We start from the raw sequence: 17589 nt of genomic DNA on the forward strand, positions 1-17589 counted from the left end.
CGCTTGCGACGATCGGCAACTCCATGGGACGGTCTTGTAATAACGGCGCCCATTTGATCGGTGCCTGCATTTATCACGAAGCTGAGCGATGGGGCGACGTAGCAATAATTCGGCGGGAATGGGCCTATTGATCGTTTTGGGTCTCGTTTTTTGGGCCCTGAGCGCGGCGTATCACTTCGTCCTGCAAAATGGCGCTGCCATCGCAGGGTTTGCAATTATTGTGGGGGTGCTACTCCTGATCTGGTCGATAGGGGCGCGGGCGCTGTCTTCGGGCAAAGCTCCCCCGCCGTTGCCGGCGCAGAGCGACCAGGGTTCAGTCGTCGCGCCGATGAACCGGCAGGCAGCAAAGCGGGCTCCAGCGCGGTGGGTTGATCCTTCAGAAACTGTGGTCGTGCAGGGCGCGCAGATCCAGGGCGGGTTGTTCTATCTGGGCGATTTCGTGCAGTTGGACGACCGGCGCTCGACTGATCAGTACGCGATCAATCCGAAGCTCTCCGCGAGCGCAACTCGGCCTGACGTCGAAGGAAGTTCGATGCCCTATTGGCCGTCCTATGCCGCCATCACTCCTGCCGCCCGCCGCGGCTTCCTGAACTGGATGGCCGACGGGCGCAACAGCCGAGCTTACGGCGTTGGACACGTGTTCCTTTTTTTCTACGGTCTGGAGCACCGCGCCTTCATCGAGACGAATCTTGCGTCGTTGCCTGCTCTCATTCAGGAAGTGGAGCGGCTGCTGACTGTCTACGCGGACAACAACTCCTTCCGCGGCTATGCCACGCGCTTTTTGAGCTATGCCAGAATAGCCGCCGGGATTCCGATCTCGCCGCCAACTCCTTCCCCGGAGCGGACAGTCACCTCGGAACTGGATGTCGCGATCCGACTGCACCTCGGGCGGGCGCTTCAGCAGGATGGAGCGCTCGGCCCCCACGACGCCTTGCTGTGGGCGCTTGCAATTCCGGACGTCTATCTTCGGACGCCCGCAGTCCGGTGCTTCGAGGAATTCGAGCGGCTCTTCCGCCATCGGTTCAACGAGCGCTATCCCAGCGGCCTTGCGCTTCGAGCAACGGGCAACATCCGCCTCAGCTACAAGGCTGCGAGCGGCGCGTTCGAGGTTCCCATAGCGGGTAGTCACGAGAGATATCCGGACATTTGCCAGACTTCGGGAAAGGGGCCGGCCAATCTGAAGAGGATCGTTCAGGAGTGCACGGACGAACTCGACAGCTTCAGTCGCTTCGTCGGAAGGCGTCCCGACTCCCGCGAGTCTATGCAGGCCGCGCTTTTGTTGCCGGAGCCGCTGCAACGAGACCCTGCGGATGGCCGCATTCACCTCTTTGGCCAGAAGATGCACCGCTCGATGGGCGAACACAAACGCGCCAGCACGAAGATGCGCAACATGCTGGAGGCAGCGGGCTTCGACATGCCGGCGAACGGGAAAGTCACGTCCACGCTTGCCGATCAGCTCGGCTCGGCTCTGGACCGCATCGACATCGCGATAGAGCCGGATCGCCGCTATGGGAGCGGCGTCCCTCAACTCGAGGATCAGGTGATCATCTTCAAAGCGGATGGCGGCGGAAAGGTCGATCCTGACCGATCTTGCTACAGAGCCGTGAAGGCTCAGGTCGAGGTGGCCGTCTTGGCCGCGGCCGCTGACGGCGATGCCTCCGTCGACGAGTTGAAGCGGGTAGTCGCAGGAGTTCGAGACGCCTCGGATCTATCCCCGATCGAGCAGGCACGGCTGATCGCCTACGCCGCGACCGTGTTCAACAGTCCGCCCAAGCAGGACCGGGTAATGCGCAAGCTGGGCGAGCGCAGCCCAGAGGAGCGCACGATCATCGCCGATGCCGCACTAGCGATCATCGCTGGCAACGAGAACGTGGATCCGAGCGAAGTGCGCTTTCTGGAGCGGCTCCATAAGGCGCTCGGTCTTCCGAAGGAACGGGTGTATTCCGCCTTGCATCGCGCAAGTCCAACCCAGGCAGCCGACGAGCCCGTTGCCATCTCACAAGAAGTCCGTGCCGAGGGGGTACCGATCCCCGTCTCGGAGAAGACGCCCATTCCGGCCGAGACGGCCAAGGCGCAGGCGGAGTCGCCGCCGGCATCGACGATCCGCATAGATGCCGCCCGGCTTGCACGAACGCAACGCGAGACCCAAACGGTTTCGGCTCTCCTAGCGAACATTTTCGAAGAAGACGGGGCATCGCCGCCCGAATCATCCCCCGCCGTCTCCGGCACCACCGGCTCGCTTGATGGGCTCGACGCCGCCCATGCCGAATTGGTCGAGCTCCTCGAAATTAAGGGATCCCTGCCAAGGGCGGAGTTCGAGCAACGCGCGAAGGACCTCAAGCTGCTGCCGGACGGGGCCATCGAACGGATCAACGATTGGGCCTTTGACCGATTCGAGGAGGCAATCATCGAGGACGGCGAGGACGTCGTCATGGTAGAGCACCTGCGCAACAGGCTGGCTGAACTGAGAGAAGCGGCATGAATCCATCCACTGCACGCCCGATCAAAGCGAAGGACCGGGACACCATCATCCAGGCGCTCGCCGCCGGCGTGGTGCCACGCATAGGGCTGCCGCACATCCAGGTCGGCCGCGTGGCGGAGATCACCGCGCTGGTTCGCGACATCGAACGGATCTCCGACGGCGGCGCCGGCGTTCGCTTCATCATCGGCGAATACGGTGCCGGCAAGACGTTCTTCGCGAACCTGATCCGTCTCATCGCGTTGGAGCGGAAGTGCGTCACCGTCCACGCCGATCTTGCGCCGGATAGACGCATCCACGCAGGCGGCGGACAGGCGCGGGCGCTGTACTCCGAGGCCATTCGCAATATGGCCACTCGCACGAAGCCGGACGGCGGCGCGCTGGGTGCGGTAATCGAGAGGCTGGTCACGGACTCCCTCAAGGAGGCCGCCGATCGGCAGCTTTCGGTCGAGAGCGTGATCGATCAGAAGCTCGCTCCCATTCAGGATTTTGTCGGGGGATACGATTTCGCCGTCGTGCTGAAGGCCTATTGGCGCGGCAGCGAACATTCCGACGCGTCGTTGAAAACCTCGGCCCTGAGGTGGCTCCGAGGGGAGTTCTCGACAAAGACGGAAGCCCGCCAGGCGCTAGGGGTGCGGACCATCATCGACGACGACAACGTCTACGATTCATTGAAGTCTCTCGCCTGTCTGACGCGGCTGGCAGGATATGCCGGTCTGATCGTGATGTTCGACGAGATGGTCAACATCTACAAGCTGCAGAATTCCCAGGCCCGCAATCAGAATTTCGAGGAAATCCTTCGCATCGTAAACGACGCCCTGCAGGGCAATACCACCGGCATCGGCTTCATGATGTGCGGGACGCCGGAATTCCTCCTCGACACGCGGCGCGGCCTGTACAGCTACGAAGCGCTTCAATCGCGTTTGTCCGAAAATCGCTTCGCGGCGGACGGATTGGTCGACTATAGCGGCCCGGTCATCCGACTGCAGAGCCTCACGCCGGAAGATCTCCTCGTGCTTCTGTTCAACATCAGGAACGTCTTTGCTGGCGGCGACCCCGCGAAGTTCCTGGTGCCAGACGAGGCCTTGACCGCTTTCATGGATCACTGCAATCGCCGCATCGGAGAGGCGTATTTCCGGACGCCACGCACCACCGTCCGCGCGTTCGTGCAGATGCTCGCCGTTCTTGAACAGAACCCAGGCGCACGCTGGCAGGACCTGATCGGCGGGATTCAGATTGCGCCCGATGCGCCCGATATCGCCGTCACGGAGGAAACGACCAAGTCCGCGGGAGGGGAGGGCGATGAGCTCACCAGTCTCCGTATCGGCAACTGAAGGGGCCTTCGACCGGCTTCATCCGAAGATCAGACGTTGGATACGCGACCAGGGCTGGGATGAACTTCGCGAAATTCAGGCACGCTCCATCGGCACCATTCTCGACGGGGCGGGGGACGTCGTAATCGCTGCTGCGACCGCCGCCGGAAAGACGGAGGCAGCGTTCCTACCGATCCTGACTTTGATCGCGGAAAGGAAGGGCGGCGGATTCTCTGCAATCTACGTCAGCCCTCTGAAGGCGTTGATCAACGACCAATTCCGGCGACTGGATGAACTCTGCGAAGCGATGGAGATCCCTGTCGTCAAGTGGCATGGGGACGCCTCTCAGGCGGAAAAGCGGAAGGCCATCGCGAAGCCTTCGGGTGTCGCGCTGATTACTCCTGAATCGATTGAGGCGATGTTGACGCGGCGCCCGGGCGATGCGCATCGCCTTTTTGCGTCGGCAGACTTTATCGTCGTGGACGAACTCCACGCATTCCTGCAGGGTCCACGCGGACTGCATGTAGCCAGCCTCTTGAAGCGCATTGACGCGATGGCTCAGAAGCCAGCCCGCAGAGTCGGATTGTCGGCTACAATCGGTGATCTGACCCAAGCTACGGCCTGGCTTCGTCCGTCGGCTCCGCAAAATGTCGACCTTCTCGTCGCGAAGGCGGATTCTCCTGAGTTGCGGCTCCAGATACGTGGCTACGTCGAGCCGCCGGATCTCGACGATCCCGATCATGCGGAAGGAGCCAGCCAAGACGCTCAACCGCCTAAGCGCATCGCGCTGGACGCGATCTGTGACCATCTATTCTCGACCTTGCGCGGCACGAACAATCTGGTCTTCGGCGGGTCTCGGCGAACCGTGGAGTCGGCCGCCGACCGTCTTAGGCGTCGATCCGAGAAAGCGGGCGTTTCGAATGAGTTCTATCCTCATCACGGCAGTCTTTCGAAGGTTCTCCGAGAGGATCTCGAGATTCGGCTGAAGGACGGAAGCCTGCCAACGACGGCGGTATGTACGTCCACCCTCGAGCTTGGCGTCGACATCGGCTCCGTCAAATCGGTCGCCCAGGTCGGCGCGCCTCGCTCTCTTTCGTCGCTGCGACAACGTCTCGGCCGAACTGGTCGGCGGCGCGGGACCCCGTCGATCCTACGCGTGTACGTTCGCGAGCCCTACGTCGACGTCGAGTCGGGGATCCTCGACCAATTGCGTCCGAATACTATCCGGTCGGTGGCTGTGGTCCGCTTGCTGCTGGCTGGGTTCGTCGAGCCTGCTGCGCCCAGCCCGGAAACGACCTCCACGCTGATCCATCAAGTTCTGTCCGTCATCGCCGAACGGGGCGGCATCCGTCCGAAGCCGTTGTTCGATCTGCTGTGCGGGCCGGGACCGTTCAACTCGATCGATACGGCGGACTTCGCGCAGCTGCTGCGTCATCTGGGATCCGGTGAGGTCCGGATGATAGAACAGGCGCCAGACGGCGTCCTGATGCTCGGTTCGGAGGGCGAGAAGATCGTGCAGTCGCGCGATTTCTTCGCTGTGTTCGAGAGTTCGGAGGAATGGCGTCTCACCGCGGCCGGGCGCACGCTCGGCACTCTCCCGATCTCGTTCCCGGTTCACAAGGACAGCCTGGTGGTCTTCGCCGGGCAACGGTGGATCGTTCTCGACGTCGACGAGGCCGGAAAGGTCCTGTCGGTCGCTCCGCATCCGGGAGGCATGGTGCCGCGGTTCGAGCCATCTCACGGTGAGGCCGCGCACGACCGATTGTTGGCCGAGATGAGGGCGGTCTACCTCGACAACGGTGTTCCGGAATACCTGGACAAGGCAGCCCAAGAACTGTTGGCCGAAGGGCGCGATAGCTTTCGGGCGCTCGACCTCGATCGGCGCTCCCTCATCCAGGAAGAGCGCGACCTCCACCTCTTCGTCTGGAGGGGCTCGCAGACGACGGCCGTCTTCAGCGCTGTGCTCGGAATGGCCGGCTTGGAGTGCGGTGTCCACGATTTGGGAGTGACCGTGCCCGAGACCACGCCGGCGCAGATGGTACCCATTCTCGAGAAACTCGGCTGCATGTCCGCGCTCGACCCTATGGACGTCGCAGCTTTCGTGAAGAACGTACGCTCAGGGAAGTTTCAGGACTTCGTGCCCGAGGCGCTCGCTCAGAAGCAGTGGGCACTTCAGAACGGGCAGTTCGTTGGCACGGCCACGGCAATCGCGAAGACTTTGCGCTGACCATCCGCCGATCCTCACTGGACGCGTGTGTAGCTCCGGGAAAGGAGATCGAATTCCCCGGAACCCGCGGTAAAGCCGTAGGACTGGCTTTTCGGATTCGAGCGGCATGTTTTTACCGATCACAGCGTCGAGTCCTTAAAAATGGTGGAAACCGGCGCCTTCTTGATCGGGCGAAGTTGCCGAAGAGTTCAGCCATTGAGAGCATTTCACGCTTTTTAAAGATGCAGACTGCGCCAAAATACTGTCAACTCGAGGCGCACCAAAGCGAGGCTTTTCGTCGGGCAGATGCAAGTGCGCGGAACGGTGGTCGCTCATACGACTCTCGCCGGTCAACATGGTACGGGTACATGCCGTGCGTCGCAACGAAGCCGGCATGCGGGTCATAACCATGGGCCAGCTTGCCGCGAGGCCTTGCAGGTGGCCTTCAGGACGGCCGAGGTGCGAGGGTAGGGATCGTGCTGCACCTAAGTGACCGGGTGGCCTGGGGCAGGATCCCGGAGCGCTGAAGGGGACCGGCAGGCATGTTGCCGCTTGCAAGTAGCCTTCGTTGATGGAACGTATCGGGAACAAAGCCCGGTTGAAACTTTCGAAAGCCAAAACAAGCGCCCTCGCGATCGCAGCCTCTCGATCACGAAAGGAGGCCGAGGCGCTGAAGACGTTGGCTCGGGAAGCCGCGTTGGGCGTCGCGCAGATGAAGCAGCAGGCGGATGCGACACGGATCCAATCCGAAGCGATCGGACTGTCCGTAGGGGCGGCCACCGCGTACATCGCGGCTCAGACTCGGATTGCTGACGCGCTCCGCGCCAAGCAGCCGCTCACCGAGAAGGATATCGCCCAGATCAAGGTCGAGGCCGCGGCGCTAGGGGAGGCGACCCAAGCAGCTGAACGAGCTCGGATCAACGATCAGATCAGAACCGATCGGCGGACCGTGCTGCTCTCAACCGATGATGTAGCGATTGCGCAGCAATTGCGCGGGATCTACCCCGACGTGAGTCAAGCCCTTGCGAGCTCCGAAGCGGCCGCCATGCGCTTCAACATGAGCTCCGCGACATCTCGACGACCGGCCAGGATCTGAATCGTTCGTTCTTCGTCGACTTTACCCAACAGCTTCGCAACGGCGCCAGCGCCTTCGACGCGATGAAAACTGCCGGCGTCAACGCGCTGGGAAAGATTGCCGACAAGCTGGCCTCAATGGCCGCCGACAGCCTCTGGGCCAGCGCGTTTGGAGGCTCATCGGGCGGAGGCCTTCTCAGCTTCTTGGGGCTGGGCGGCAGCGGCAGCGTACCGGTGATGAGCGGTACCGGACTCGGTGCTGGCACCGGTGGGCTGTCGTTCCCGATGTTCGCCGGCGGCACCAGCTACGCGCCAGGCGGACCGGCCATGATCAACGAGGGTGGCCGCGGCGAGATCGTGAACCTGCCAAGCGGCGCCCAGGTCATCCCGCACGACATCTCGATGCAGATGGCGGCAGCCGCCGGCAACGACAAAGTCACGATTCACGGCGGCACGACCAACATCATTGTTCAAGGCAACGCCGACGACAAGGCAATGGCCACGATGAAGCGGGAACTCGCCCAGCGAGACGCCGATTTCGAACGTCGGGTTATCGAAGCCTACCGCAAGGCAAAAATCAGGCGGCAAATCTGATGGTGCTTCCAGAAAAGTGGACCGCCCCTGTGGGGCTTTGAGACCAGTGGCCCGTGTCCTGCAGGTGCTACGACTGAAGGATCGAGATTCTTAGACGCGTCGATGCGCCTCGTTGGGGGTCAACTTTTGCCGCTTTTTATCGAGAGTTGTCGGATCAGTCCTTCGGCGGGCGCGTGGAATGTGAACCAGATATCCGGCCTTCGCAGTTCGTTCGTTCTCACAAAATGCTCGTAGTCTCTTAGCCATTCCTGCCAGTCCGAGGATTGGCAGTCATATAGTTCGGCCAATCGCTTTATGGCCGGCAGAGCGTCGTTTGGGGATAGTTCGATCCGTCTTATCTGCTTGGCGAGTGGATCCGTTTCGCTTCCCGAATGAATGAGGGATCCGACAAACGCTGATCTCATGTCGAATTCAGTGAAGTAAAAGAAATCCTTTAGTACGTTGTTGCGTTGATTAGGATTAAGTCCGCTGGAGGCTACGATCAGATCAACGTCGCTCACGATCTTTTTTTGGTAACTGCGATCCTTGCCTGCAAAGCGGCCTGATCGCATTGCGCCTGACACCGCAAAGGATAGCGTTAGCTCGATCGCTTTCTTAAGCCGATCGTTCAATTCGTCAGCCTGAGCTATTTTTGCACGAAGTTTTGCGGATAGGGGGCCCAGTCCGATCTGTTCGAGCTGATCGACGTTTACATTCAGTGCCAACAACGCGATGAGCAGGCAAACCAGCGTCAGCAGGGCCGTCGGCTCCTTTCCGTAATACGATAGGAGGGGCGGCACTATTACCACTCCTGTGAGCAGGAAACCGCTCACGATCGTCCGTGCAATTTTCGAAACAGACACCCGCCCAGCGCCTTTCAATTCGCCTTTAGCCCCGATCGCTACTTGTTTGCTTGTTCCTTGTCCCAAACATCTTGGCGATCGGACTCCATGATCAGGCTGGCAAGAGGTGCAATATATTGAGCCCGGAAGGTCAGATAGTCCGCACGGTCGTAGATTAAGACCGACACGACTAACTCCTCAACATCGACATATTCGATCAGAAACCCGTCGTCAGGAGTCCTGTACAGGTTGAGATTATCGATGTCGCCAAAGCTTTCCACTTGTCTGCAACCGGCGCGAGAAAGCGTTTCGGCCCAACCGATCGCGTCGTCCGATTCAGTCGCCTTCAGAAACCAGGCAGGCATGTCGCATTTCGACAGCTTGCCGTCCTGGAAACGGTAAAGATTATCTGCAATCGTCATAGTGCGGGTTCTCCTGCTATCGATCGATTGTTATGGGTGGTGGCGGCTAGAGACGCAACTCGGTTGAGCTGGACTTGCCGGACGCTTCGGCGATTGCCGCGTCTATGGCTTCGATAGCTTCTTGCAGTTCAATAAGCTTTGTGACCGCTTCCTCCGTCTTGCCGCGCTCGTAAGGCGTGGCCAGAACTTCCGCCCACCGTTGGCGCATCGTGACCAAGTTTGCTCGCGCCTTTTTCAAGGTCTCGCCCGGTTCGCTCATTTTTTCTTCCCTTTCGGCTTCTGCTGCAGTGGGACCTCGACCGGAGGCACCTACCTACTGATCACGTGCAGGACTTTCGGACCGTCTGACCATTTCGCGAAATATCTTCGGCAGTCAGGCCAATCTCTGCAATCGAATCCTTTAGCGCTTCACGAAACATGTCTGGAAAAAAGGCGTGCCAAACAGTAGCGAATTTTAGGGGATGATCTTTAGCGAGTTTTTTCATTGCGCCGTTCAGCGCTTTGGCGCCGCCGCTTTGATATGACCGCTGAAGCTCATTTATCTGTGCCCAATCCGCATCGGTGAGCTTTGAACTATCGACTACCTCAAGTTGCTCGTACGGCATTTGCTGTTTCCGTTCACCTTCAGCCCAATCTCGGTCAGACTGGCAGGCTGCGATTCCACTTTCTACATTCCGTCGATGATGAAGCGATAGTTGCGCGTCTCAATACGACCAGGTTTGTATGTGAACTTGTTTCCGGTGGCGATGCCCTTCATGTGCGCCTGCAACCGCTTTGCGGCTTGTTCAGTAGCGTACGATTTCACCTCTTTCATGACTGCCTCGTAGGTGTCGCCAGCTTGGCATTGAGGGCAAGAGAAAATATCCGCAGGTGAGGGATTCTCAGGCCCGGTGAGAGTCAACTTGCACGCAGCACAGATGACGGTGTGGTTTTCAGACATTGTCAGAGAACTCCAGGAGGGAACAGCGCCGACAAACCAAGTGGGCTTGCCGGCGCGCGCCAAGGAATTAGCCTTTGATATTGCGGGGATCGTTGCCGTAGGTTCGTTCCTCGCGGATCCTACCATCGCTCTTGTGCAGAACCGCTTGACCGAGACCGCCGCTATCTTGCGCGCGATGTCCGGCCTTCACAGCAGCGGCCTCGCTTGCCGCCTGCGTGCGATGGTTGGATATGACCTTGCCGCTCTGCTCAACGGCCCAACCATTACCTTTTGGAACGGAGTGGAAGACTTGTCGTTTAGCCATTTTTGTTCACCTCAGTTGAGTGCATTTGCGATCCGCTTCAATTTGCGGGTCGCGTCATCGAGTTCGCTGAGCGCACGACGCGGATCTTCGTCCCGGATCGCTCGCTCGCAGTCATCAAGTTCGCGCCGGAGCAACTGCCGGATCGCGTTCGCAGCTTCTTGTGGTGTCATGCCAAGAATCCTTGAGAGCCGGAGCGCCAGGCCGCGCGACTTGGCGCTCCGGGGCGGCCGGTCAGGCAACCTTGCTGTTGACGAAATCGGAGTTGGTGCCGTGGGCCGTGACTGCGGCCTCGGTGAAGCGGTCGTCACAGTGCGTGGCGAAAGATTCGACGAAACGTCCGTGATAGACGCCGTAAAGCGCCTTCGTCGTGACTTCTCCGACACCAGAGATGAAGTTGAACTTCAAGCCACCGAGCTCGATGGATGGCCTCATCCACGCCTTCGACCGCCATTGGTGGGGCGTGTGCGTGAAGTCACCGTCCGTGTCATAAGACCACGTAACCACATGGCCTTCATCGATCTTTTTCTTGAAGTCGTTTAGCAACGCCTGGGGCATTGTCGTCCTGAATAGAACCGCCATGGTTCTGTTCCTTTCTGCATAGCAGCAGGAACGTCAGGACCACTTGACAGTTTGGTACCATCGATACAGATACTACCCATGTGATCACATACTCCCTGCCCGCCAGGTGGGGGATAGGCCCGGACGGTGGTGAGACATCGTCCGGGCCGCGCTATGTCCCGCCTTCGCACGGCCAGCGGCCAAACTTCAGCGAGACTCCTGCGAGTTGGGAACGATCGTTCCAACTTTCAAGCATCCGTGAACTGACTCTTTACCGTGGATTGCGCGCGAGAGCCGATTGACTCCGTGAGTCACGGCTTCGCTTATTCACTGATTCGCGAAGCGCGGCTTGCAGCGTCGTATCCATCGCAATCAGCGCGACATGGTCGACGCCGGATTATTTCTTCGACTTCAGCCCATCTCGACAAGCCGAAGCATCCAACCGCAACCGAAGGCGAGGGCAAGCCGCCGAAACAAAACGGCCGCCCTGGCGTGGCGGCCTTTCTGCATCAGCGGAGAATTAAGACAGGCGAGGCACTGCCTCTTTCGTATCCGTAACGGGACCACCTGTCCGGGCTGCATTCCGTCGTGGTGCACCACGCCTCATGGGAAGCCCGGATGGATTGGTCCGCCTGAACATAGGCCAAATTGCGACGAGGGCCTCAATCGCCAACTCAGAAGATTAAGTTATCTGTCCAATGTGACGCGTAATCTCGGCGTTCACAATCGACTTTGCAATATCCCAAGCAAAGCGCAGCGTTTCCGCTCCGCGACTTTTTGCGATGGATTTGGCTTTCGCCCAAATATCGGGTTGGCGCGTTGAATCAAGGAAGTCGTGACCGTCGGCCGTTATCCGGGTGAGCGCGAATTTTCCTGACGTTCGCCAATATTCCCCTTCGATCCACCCCTCGTCAATGATCAGCATCATGTGATAGGCGAGCTCATCGTCATCATGACCTTCCAGCTTTGCGAATTCGCTCGCATAGCCTTCCCAGGAAGCTCTACCGTTGAGCTGTGGTGAATTCTCCAAAGCCAACATAATCTCTCTTATGAGATCGAGATCTCGCTTCATGCCGTTCGTTCCGCGCGCTCGGTCAGTCGGACCATCGGATTTCTTGCCCTTAAGGTGGCGTGTCTCCACTGCGAAGTCTAGAGTGGCCTTCATTTGCGCTTCTGTGACCGTTGGCGCGACAGCAGATTCAAGCGCTCGAGCGATCGCGAGACACGCTGCTGGCGGCGGCAAATGCAAGTTGTAACCTGTGACGTATCGGAAATCGTAGTCCTTGTTCATTTCCTGCAACGTGCTGACATATTCGCGAAGATCGATGACGGCCGGCAAATGCTTTTCTTCACATAGGTCAAGTAGTGCAGGTAGGTTATGACGAACTGCAACATCTCTCAGCCGCTTCTTCGGTACCGCGTGAGCCGTGAGATAGGCCTTCAGCAACAACTCGATCGCGTGCGTTACGAGAAAATACATTGCATAGAGCGGTCGAGGCTCCGGCGTGTTCAGCAGTCGCTCGAAGGCCTCGAGATATTCTCTAGCTCTTTCCCGTTGCTCGCCCGCGAGAATACCGAGCGGTTGCGGCATCTCGTGCGTCACGGGCTGCTCAGTAGAGCGCATCGCAGGTTCCGGTGTAGATGGAAAATCCATTCATGACGAATACGAACTCGATAGGTTCGCTTTTCTCGCGAGGCACCCTTAGCCTGAAATGATCGGCGGCGACTCGATCGACGCGGGTATCTGCAGAACTGGCAACGAAGTCCCAATCGCCATCGACTTTTTTCTGTTGAATGAACCAATCGGTAACAGCCGCGTCTCCCAACTTGATGGATCCAGAGCGCGTATCAACGATGATTGTCTTATAAGCATTCTCCCACCACCATTTGGAGACGTTGTCGCGGATGAAACGTCCCTGGTCGCTACGAACAGCGTCCGCCGAACTCGCGCTGCATCCCATGTCGGAGCAACTCGTTTATCTGACCACAGAGTACGGGAAAGCCTTCACGGCAGCAGGTTTCGGAAATTGGTTCGAGGATCTTTGCATCGAGGCTGGCGTCCCGGGTCGAGTTCACGGTCTCCGGAAGGCATCGGCGATTAGACATGCGCTTAACGGCGCAACGGCCCGAGAGCTCATGGCGTGGCACGGCTGGAAGACAATCGGCGAAGCTCAACGCTACATCGAGGAGGCAAATCGGATAAGGCTCGCAGAGAACGCTGGGCGAAGATCATTTTAGGTACAGCCGTTGGCTCACCTCTTGACCCGGTGAGCCAATTGAGAGCGTTATGAAAGGCGGGCTCTAACGATTCAAGCGCAGGAGAGACATTTGCGATCGCCCTGGTCGCAAGCACACCTTATTTGGACTTTCGTCGCACCAGCCATTGCCTCGCGGCTTCCTCCATTACACCCCACGCGGCGCGATCGTCCTCCAAAGCGGCCTGCTTTATCGCCTTTATGATTTGTGGCGACATCATTGTCAGGAACTGCCTTGATATCACCGAGCGGACTCCTCGCTCTTTTTGGCGACTTTCTCTTTTCAACCATCCCGCTCCCGTTGTGATCGGTTTTAGCGCCGGAACTTCCCATGCCTCGCGAGTCGCCAACGTCATCGGCGGCTCGGATCCCATGCTGACCTTCTTCCCCGACTTTCAGCTTACCGTCGATGGCCGCTTTGTAGAAGAACTCGCGCGGCGTGCCGTTTTGGTTGGCTGCACGTCGATGGTTTGCGGATCGCCCTTCAAGAACGCTGATCTTGAGGTAAAGAATGACAAAGATCCCAGGCGCAACGCCGCCCTTTGGCAGATCGCGCGATTTCACTACAGTTGCGAACGACCAGCGCGATTTGGCTCAAGGCGCTGACTAAGGTGACGGCACTGGAGTTCGCCGCGCGTTCGATTTGGTTGATCAATCGGGCGGACTCAGGAGGCATGGCAAGGCCTCTACGGCGTCATCATCACCCTCAGTTCCTCGCGATGGGCACCACCATCATGGCGATGGGACGACGGCACTCAGAGGACCCGACGCGCGGACGGAACAGTTCGTGGCTGGGACGGTCGGCGATAAGACGCGCAGCGGGCAGCTGCATGATTGCTTCTAATTGAATAAGAGCCAGTGCTCCGGCCAGCCGGTCTCAAGGACGAAGGCGGCACTGACGTGCTCTGCTTTCGAGGGCAAAGCGGAATTGTTGTCCTTGATCTGAGACTCAGCGATTTTGAGGCTGACCTTTGCCTGGTCCAGAAGTGCCGACAGGAACATCCCGATCAGAGGAAACTTCGGAATCTGGCGAGTTCTGTGATGTGATCGGCTAACAAGATTTCCGTTACGAGCGGAGGCTGTGGCGCTGTGTGGATCTCGTAAAGATGACGTGTGGCCTCAGGCTTCGTCATAAACTCTCGTATGCAGTCGTCCAGCGTGCCTTCCGCCAGCAGATAGGTGCTTCTGTCTGCACGACGTTCGTTGTTTATGGACGGCCATTTGCGAAGCATGGCGGGCGCATCGAATCGCATGTGAATGTCATTCGCCTCCATCATCTCTGTTGTCGATCATTCAACGTGGCTGCTCCGCCTCTGAACAGTCGGGAACTGCCTGATTGCCTCATGCTGCGCCATAAGACATTGCCAGCCATTGCCGAAGCCGCGTCTGCTTCTTTACAAAATGGCGCAAAGCGGACGCCCTCAATGATCAGCATTCGCTTGCGGGCAGTAACCCCGCTAAGGCCTTGGCTTCCGATTTGAGAGCATCGATTGCCGACTTGCGGGCTTCAGCATCGAAGCGCGTCTTGATCGCTGATAGCGAAAGGGCGCCCCTCAGTTTGCCGTGTACGTCCATCAACGGCACGGCCGCCGCGGCGACCTCCGGATCCCGCTCTCCGATTGAAACATAAAAGCCTCTATCGCGGATCTTCTTCCCTTCTACGTTCGTTGGCTCGCGGTATGCAGTGAGAATTCGACCGGCGGCGCCGCAATCAATCGGCAATCGCTGGCCTTCTTCGAGATGGTGTCGAACTGAACGCGGAGAATTGACGCGGTAAAGACAGATGCGTTGGTCGCCATCTGCAACATAAAAGGATGCAGTTTCTCCCGTTGCCTCAACCAGACGCCGAAGGGATGGCCGGATGACTTCGCCAAGATCCAGACCGCGCTGATAGAGCGCCCCAAGGCGCCACAATTCCGGTCCTGGTCGAAACAACCGGTCCGCGCCGCGGACGAGAAAGCCATCAGCTTCCAAGGAAGAGGCCAATCGGAGCACTGTGCTCTTGTAGAGGTCTGTCATTTCCGCAATCTGCGTCAGCGTCATCGCAGACTGCTCCGCGTCGAAACTTTTCAGGATCGCGAGCGCTCTCCTGACCGCGTCAACTCCTATCTTGCTCATCTCTGCTCCAGGTTCTGAAGAATAGAACCATCATAAAACTGAGGCGTTAGAGGCCATCAAATATGGAGGAAGGTGGTTCTGTACACCAGAACAGATTGACTTTTTTCACGCGCAGGACTATGGGTGCACATAACAGAACGAGTTCTGAAATGCGAGACAATGGAAGGCCACCAACGCTGGCCGTTGACTTGCGCGAGGTAATGATCCGCTTCGGCGCATTCATCGCAGTCAAAAGCATGAACCTCCAGGTAGGCGAGGCGGAGTTCGTTGCGGTCGTGGGCCCAACCGGTTGCGGCAAGTCCACCATCCTGAACACTGTCACAGGTCTCTTCAAACACTCGTCGGAGACGTTCAGATCTTCCGCAAGCCGCTCACGGGACTGAATGATCAGTCCGGCTACATGCTCCAACAGGCGGGCCTAATGCCGTGGAAGATCGCGCAGGACAACATTGGGCTCCGGCTCGTTCTTCAGGGCAAGTCAGTCGAGGAGGCGCGCTCCGAGGCTCGGTTCGGCCTGACGGGGTTTGAGCAGCGTTATCCGCATCAGCTATCAGGCCGGCAACGCAAGCGCGCGGCGATGCAGACGCTCATCACGGAGCCGAGAATTGTTCTTCTGGACGAGCCCTTCTCGGCGCTCGACGTTCACACGCGCCGGCTGATGCACCGCATCCTGCTCGATCTCTGGCAGGCCGAGCGCCGCTCCTTGATCTTCATCACCCATGATCTCGATGAGGCGATCACGCTGGCTGACCAAGTCGGCGCGACGTCCGCGGGGCCTGCAAGCGGGATGGTCGGCGAGGTCAGGATCACGCTGCCTGATCGCGGGACGTCTCCGCGCTGCAGACCACGGAGGAGTTCGTCGCGCTCTATCGCGAAATCTGGTCGCTGCCTGGTGGGGAAGTGGAGAAGAGCTATGCCGCCCGGAACTAAGCTCGTTGTCACGCAAGTCGCCATATTTGTCGATCTTGTCCCGATCTCGGAGCTCGGGGTGCGATCAGGCCTCATCGACGCCTTCTTGTTTCCGGCGCCGTCGACCCTTGTCGGCAGGATGAGGAAGTGGACGTCGACGCCGGATTTCCGGGGCGATGTTGGCATAACGCTGGTCGCGATTCTATCGACTTCAGCCAAAAACTTCACCAATCGCTTCGCCGAGCGTGCGGCCCCGCAACTGAAATAGCAACCGCAGCGGCCGAAGATACCGCAAAGAAGGCTTCGTCAGATGTCCCTGCCGCTCACCGGTATCCGTGTCCTCGACCTGTCGAACGTATTGGCAGGCCCATTCTGCGGCTACCATCTCGCGCGCCTCGGCTCGGAGGTTATCAAGATCGAAAACTCCAATGGAGGCGATCTCGCGCGACGCCTTGGCGCAGATCCGCAAAGGGCAGAGCGCCTTCAGGGGCTCTCGTTCGTCGCCGTGAACGCCGGTAAGCAGTCGGTGGCGCTCGACCTGAAGTCTGGAGCGGGCAGAGAAGTGTTTTTCAGACTGGTGTCCAAGGCCGACGTCCTTCTCGAAAACTTCCGGCCCAAGGTCATGGAGCGGCTTGGTCTCGGTTTTGACGTGTTGTGCAAGCGCAACCCGCGGCTCATCTATTGTGCGATCTCAGGCTTTGGGCAAAACGGTCCTTGGTCGGCCCGCCCGGCCTACGACCAGATCGTCCAGGGTCTTTCCGGCGCGATGAGTATTACCGGTGATGCAGCCACGGCTCCGCTGCGGACCGGCTTCCCGATCGCTGACACCATCGCCGGGCTAACGGCCGCCTTTGCCATCTCCGCCGCCCTCGTCGAGCAGCAGCAAATGGGCAGGGGCCGGTTCATCGACGTGTCGCTGCTCGAGGCGACAATCGCAGCCATGGGATGGGTGGTTTCCAATCACCTGAACGGCGGAGTCGAGCCGCGGCCGATGGGGAACGAGAATTTCACGGCCGCACCCTCCGGCACGTTCCGCACGGCGACCGGCCCGCTGAATATAGCCGCTAACGAGCAGAAACAGTACCGGACCCTTTGCGATCTGATCGGCCGGCCGGATCTGAAGACAGATCCGCGCTTCGCTAAGCGCGAAGCACGTAAAATGAACCGCGGGGCGCTTAGCGATGAGTTGAATGCAGCTTTGAGCTACAGGCCTGCGGAGGAGTGGGAGGCACTGTTTAATGCCGCCGGCGTTCCCGCTGGCTGTGTGCTGACCGTTCCGCAGGTTTTGCGCGAGCCGCAGTTGCTGGAGCGCGGCTTTGTCGAGACGCTTGCGCTCGACAGGGCTGGCGAACCACCATTACGCATTACGCGCCCTGGTTTTCGGCTGGATGAGGCATTTCCTGTCCCCGCACTCCCTCCGTCGCTCGGTGCGGACACAGAGCGATGGCTGGCTCGGCTCGGTTATACCTATCCGGAAATTGAGCACCTTATCGCAAGCGGTGCCGCCGGAACTGCACGTCAAGGAGGACCGGATTTTCCGCGGGTCCGCCCGGCGACGGATGGAGCAGCGTGACGGGCAGGGAGTTGCGCGCAAGC

Annotated in this window: 18 protein-coding genes and 1 pseudogene; 9 read left to right on the forward strand and 10 right to left on the reverse strand. The window is 59.2% G+C overall.

The genetic code is table 11. The features are described 5' to 3' along the window. Nucleotides 1-118: 118 nt before the first annotated feature. From HCN58_RS17435 to HCN58_RS17455, 5 genes are all read left to right on the forward strand, one after another. Nucleotides 119-2482 (forward strand): tellurite resistance TerB family protein, encoded by a 2364-nt coding sequence (locus tag HCN58_RS17435; RefSeq protein WP_235983684.1) that lies wholly within the window; start codon nucleotides 119-121, stop codon nucleotides 2480-2482. Then, nucleotides 2479-3813, forward strand: coding sequence for an ATP-binding protein (locus tag HCN58_RS17440; RefSeq protein ID WP_171580630.1), 1335 nt, complete (start codon nucleotides 2479-2481; stop codon nucleotides 3811-3813). Before HCN58_RS17435 ends, HCN58_RS17440 begins: the two co-directional genes overlap by 4 nt. Beyond that, a complete protein-coding gene (locus tag HCN58_RS17445) occupies nucleotides 3782-6019 on the forward strand; it encodes a DEAD/DEAH box helicase (protein WP_171580631.1) in 2238 nt (745 codons plus the stop codon). The genes HCN58_RS17440 and HCN58_RS17445 overlap by 32 nt, the downstream gene beginning before the upstream one ends. Nucleotides 6020-6566: 547 nt before the next feature. Beyond that, nucleotides 6567-7094, forward strand: coding sequence for a hypothetical protein (locus tag HCN58_RS17450; RefSeq protein WP_171580632.1), 528 nt, complete (start codon nucleotides 6567-6569; stop codon nucleotides 7092-7094). A 116-nt stretch (nucleotides 7095-7210) separates the two neighbouring features. Beyond that, on the forward strand, nucleotides 7211-7666 hold the full coding sequence (locus tag HCN58_RS17455) for a hypothetical protein (protein ID WP_171580633.1): 456 nt from the start codon (nucleotides 7211-7213) through the stop codon (nucleotides 7664-7666). A 119-nt stretch (nucleotides 7667-7785) separates the two neighbouring features. Here the strand turns inward: HCN58_RS17455 and HCN58_RS17460 are convergent, their stop codons facing one another. From HCN58_RS17460 to HCN58_RS17500, 9 genes are all read right to left on the reverse strand, one after another. Continuing rightward, complete coding sequence (locus HCN58_RS17460) at nucleotides 7786-8508, reverse strand: hypothetical protein (RefSeq protein ID WP_171580634.1); 723 nt, start codon at nucleotides 8506-8508, stop codon at nucleotides 7786-7788. A 38-nt stretch (nucleotides 8509-8546) separates the two neighbouring features. Further along, on the reverse strand, nucleotides 8547-8909 hold the full coding sequence (locus tag HCN58_RS17465) for a hypothetical protein (RefSeq protein WP_171580635.1): 363 nt from the start codon (nucleotides 8907-8909) through the stop codon (nucleotides 8547-8549). Nucleotides 8910-8955: 46 nt separating this feature from the next. Beyond that, nucleotides 8956-9168, reverse strand: a complete 213-nt coding sequence (locus HCN58_RS17470; RefSeq protein ID WP_171580636.1) for a hypothetical protein — start codon at nucleotides 9166-9168, stop codon at nucleotides 8956-8958. Nucleotides 9169-9229: 61 nt separating this feature from the next. Beyond that, on the reverse strand, nucleotides 9230-9514 hold the full coding sequence (locus tag HCN58_RS17475; RefSeq protein ID WP_171580637.1) for a hypothetical protein: 285 nt from the start codon (nucleotides 9512-9514) through the stop codon (nucleotides 9230-9232). Between the two features lie 62 nt (nucleotides 9515-9576). Continuing rightward, the gene (locus tag HCN58_RS17480; RefSeq protein ID WP_171580638.1) at nucleotides 9577-9912 is read right to left on the reverse strand and encodes a hypothetical protein; all 336 of its coding nucleotides are present in this window, start codon (nucleotides 9910-9912) and stop codon (nucleotides 9577-9579) included. A 4-nt stretch (nucleotides 9913-9916) separates the two neighbouring features. Then, nucleotides 9917-10153 carry a DUF2188 domain-containing protein gene (locus HCN58_RS17485; RefSeq protein ID WP_171580639.1) on the reverse strand — a complete coding sequence of 79 codons (237 nt, stop codon included), beginning with the start codon at nucleotides 10151-10153 and terminating at the stop codon, nucleotides 9917-9919. Nucleotides 10154-10384: 231 nt separating this feature from the next. Beyond that, nucleotides 10385-10732, reverse strand: coding sequence for a hypothetical protein (locus HCN58_RS17490; protein ID WP_171580640.1), 348 nt, complete (start codon nucleotides 10730-10732; stop codon nucleotides 10385-10387). Nucleotides 10733-11393: 661 nt separating this feature from the next. After that, nucleotides 11394-12335 (reverse strand): DUF2513 domain-containing protein, encoded by a 942-nt coding sequence (locus HCN58_RS17495; protein WP_171580641.1) that lies wholly within the window; start codon nucleotides 12333-12335, stop codon nucleotides 11394-11396. Continuing rightward, complete coding sequence (locus HCN58_RS17500; protein ID WP_171580642.1) at nucleotides 12322-12672, reverse strand: hypothetical protein; 351 nt, start codon at nucleotides 12670-12672, stop codon at nucleotides 12322-12324. The genes HCN58_RS17495 and HCN58_RS17500 overlap by 14 nt, the downstream gene beginning before the upstream one ends. Before the next feature lie 399 nt (nucleotides 12673-13071). Here HCN58_RS17500 and HCN58_RS17505 point away from each other — a divergent pair, with 399 nt between their 5' ends. Further along, the gene (locus tag HCN58_RS17505) at nucleotides 13072-13572 is read left to right on the forward strand and encodes a hypothetical protein (RefSeq protein ID WP_171580643.1); all 501 of its coding nucleotides are present in this window, start codon (nucleotides 13072-13074) and stop codon (nucleotides 13570-13572) included. Between the two features lie 822 nt (nucleotides 13573-14394). On the opposite strand, the gene HCN58_RS17510 is transcribed toward HCN58_RS17505, so the two are convergent. Further along, the gene (locus HCN58_RS17510; RefSeq protein ID WP_171580644.1) at nucleotides 14395-15084 is read right to left on the reverse strand and encodes an IclR family transcriptional regulator; all 690 of its coding nucleotides are present in this window, start codon (nucleotides 15082-15084) and stop codon (nucleotides 14395-14397) included. Nucleotides 15085-15233: 149 nt separating this feature from the next. On the opposite strand from HCN58_RS17510, the pseudogene HCN58_RS17515 reads away from it, so the two are divergent. The 3 genes and pseudogenes from HCN58_RS17515 to HCN58_RS17525 all read left to right on the forward strand — a co-directional run bounded on the left by HCN58_RS17515 (nucleotide 15234) and on the right by HCN58_RS17525 (nucleotide 17566). After that, nucleotides 15234-16014, forward strand: a pseudogene (locus HCN58_RS17515) (ABC transporter ATP-binding protein). Then, a complete protein-coding gene (locus tag HCN58_RS36770) occupies nucleotides 15998-16261 on the forward strand; it encodes an ABC transporter permease family protein (RefSeq protein ID WP_171580645.1) in 264 nt (87 codons plus the stop codon). Before HCN58_RS17515 ends, HCN58_RS36770 begins: the two are co-directional and overlap by 17 nt. 42 nt (nucleotides 16262-16303) lie before the next feature. Further along, entirely contained in the window at nucleotides 16304-17566 is a 1263-nt protein-coding gene (locus HCN58_RS17525; protein WP_171580646.1) for a CaiB/BaiF CoA transferase family protein, read from the forward strand. The last annotated feature ends 23 nt before the right edge of the window (nucleotides 17567-17589 follow it).

The organism is Bradyrhizobium australiense, from assembly GCF_013114825.1.
Taxonomy (GTDB): domain Bacteria; phylum Pseudomonadota; class Alphaproteobacteria; order Rhizobiales; family Xanthobacteraceae; genus Bradyrhizobium; species Bradyrhizobium australiense.

What these genes read in the sequence shown, in the direction of transcription:
- HCN58_RS17500 (WP_171580642.1), bottom strand. Translation starts at nt 12,672, where the DNA reads ATGGGATGCAGCGCGAGTTCGGCGGACGCTGTTCGTAGCGACCAGGGA.
- HCN58_RS17510 (WP_171580644.1), bottom strand. Translation starts at nt 15,084, where the DNA reads ATGAGCAAGATAGGAGTTGACGCGGTCAGGAGAGCGCTCGCGATCCTG.
- HCN58_RS17485 (WP_171580639.1), bottom strand. Translation starts at nt 10,153, where the DNA reads ATGGCTAAACGACAAGTCTTCCACTCCGTTCCAAAAGGTAATGGTTGG.
- HCN58_RS17495 (WP_171580641.1), bottom strand. Translation starts at nt 12,335, where the DNA reads ATGCGCTCTACTGAGCAGCCCGTGACGCACGAGATGCCGCAACCGCTC.
- HCN58_RS17525 (WP_171580646.1), top strand. Translation starts at nt 16,304, where the DNA reads ATGTCCCTGCCGCTCACCGGTATCCGTGTCCTCGACCTGTCGAACGTA.
- HCN58_RS17470 (WP_171580636.1), bottom strand. Translation starts at nt 9,168, where the DNA reads ATGAGCGAACCGGGCGAGACCTTGAAAAAGGCGCGAGCAAACTTGGTC.
- HCN58_RS17475 (WP_171580637.1), bottom strand. Translation starts at nt 9,514, where the DNA reads ATGCCGTACGAGCAACTTGAGGTAGTCGATAGTTCAAAGCTCACCGAT.
- HCN58_RS17490 (WP_171580640.1), bottom strand. Translation starts at nt 10,732, where the DNA reads ATGGCGGTTCTATTCAGGACGACAATGCCCCAGGCGTTGCTAAACGAC.
- HCN58_RS36770 (WP_171580645.1), top strand. Translation starts at nt 15,998, where the DNA reads ATGCCGCCCGGAACTAAGCTCGTTGTCACGCAAGTCGCCATATTTGTC.
- HCN58_RS17445 (WP_171580631.1), top strand. Translation starts at nt 3,782, where the DNA reads ATGAGCTCACCAGTCTCCGTATCGGCAACTGAAGGGGCCTTCGACCGG.
- HCN58_RS17465 (WP_171580635.1), bottom strand. Translation starts at nt 8,909, where the DNA reads ATGACGATTGCAGATAATCTTTACCGTTTCCAGGACGGCAAGCTGTCG.
- HCN58_RS17440 (WP_171580630.1), top strand. Translation starts at nt 2,479, where the DNA reads ATGAATCCATCCACTGCACGCCCGATCAAAGCGAAGGACCGGGACACC.
- HCN58_RS17455 (WP_171580633.1), top strand. Translation starts at nt 7,211, where the DNA reads ATGGCCGCCGACAGCCTCTGGGCCAGCGCGTTTGGAGGCTCATCGGGC.
- HCN58_RS17435 (WP_235983684.1), top strand. Translation starts at nt 119, where the DNA reads ATGGGCCTATTGATCGTTTTGGGTCTCGTTTTTTGGGCCCTGAGCGCG.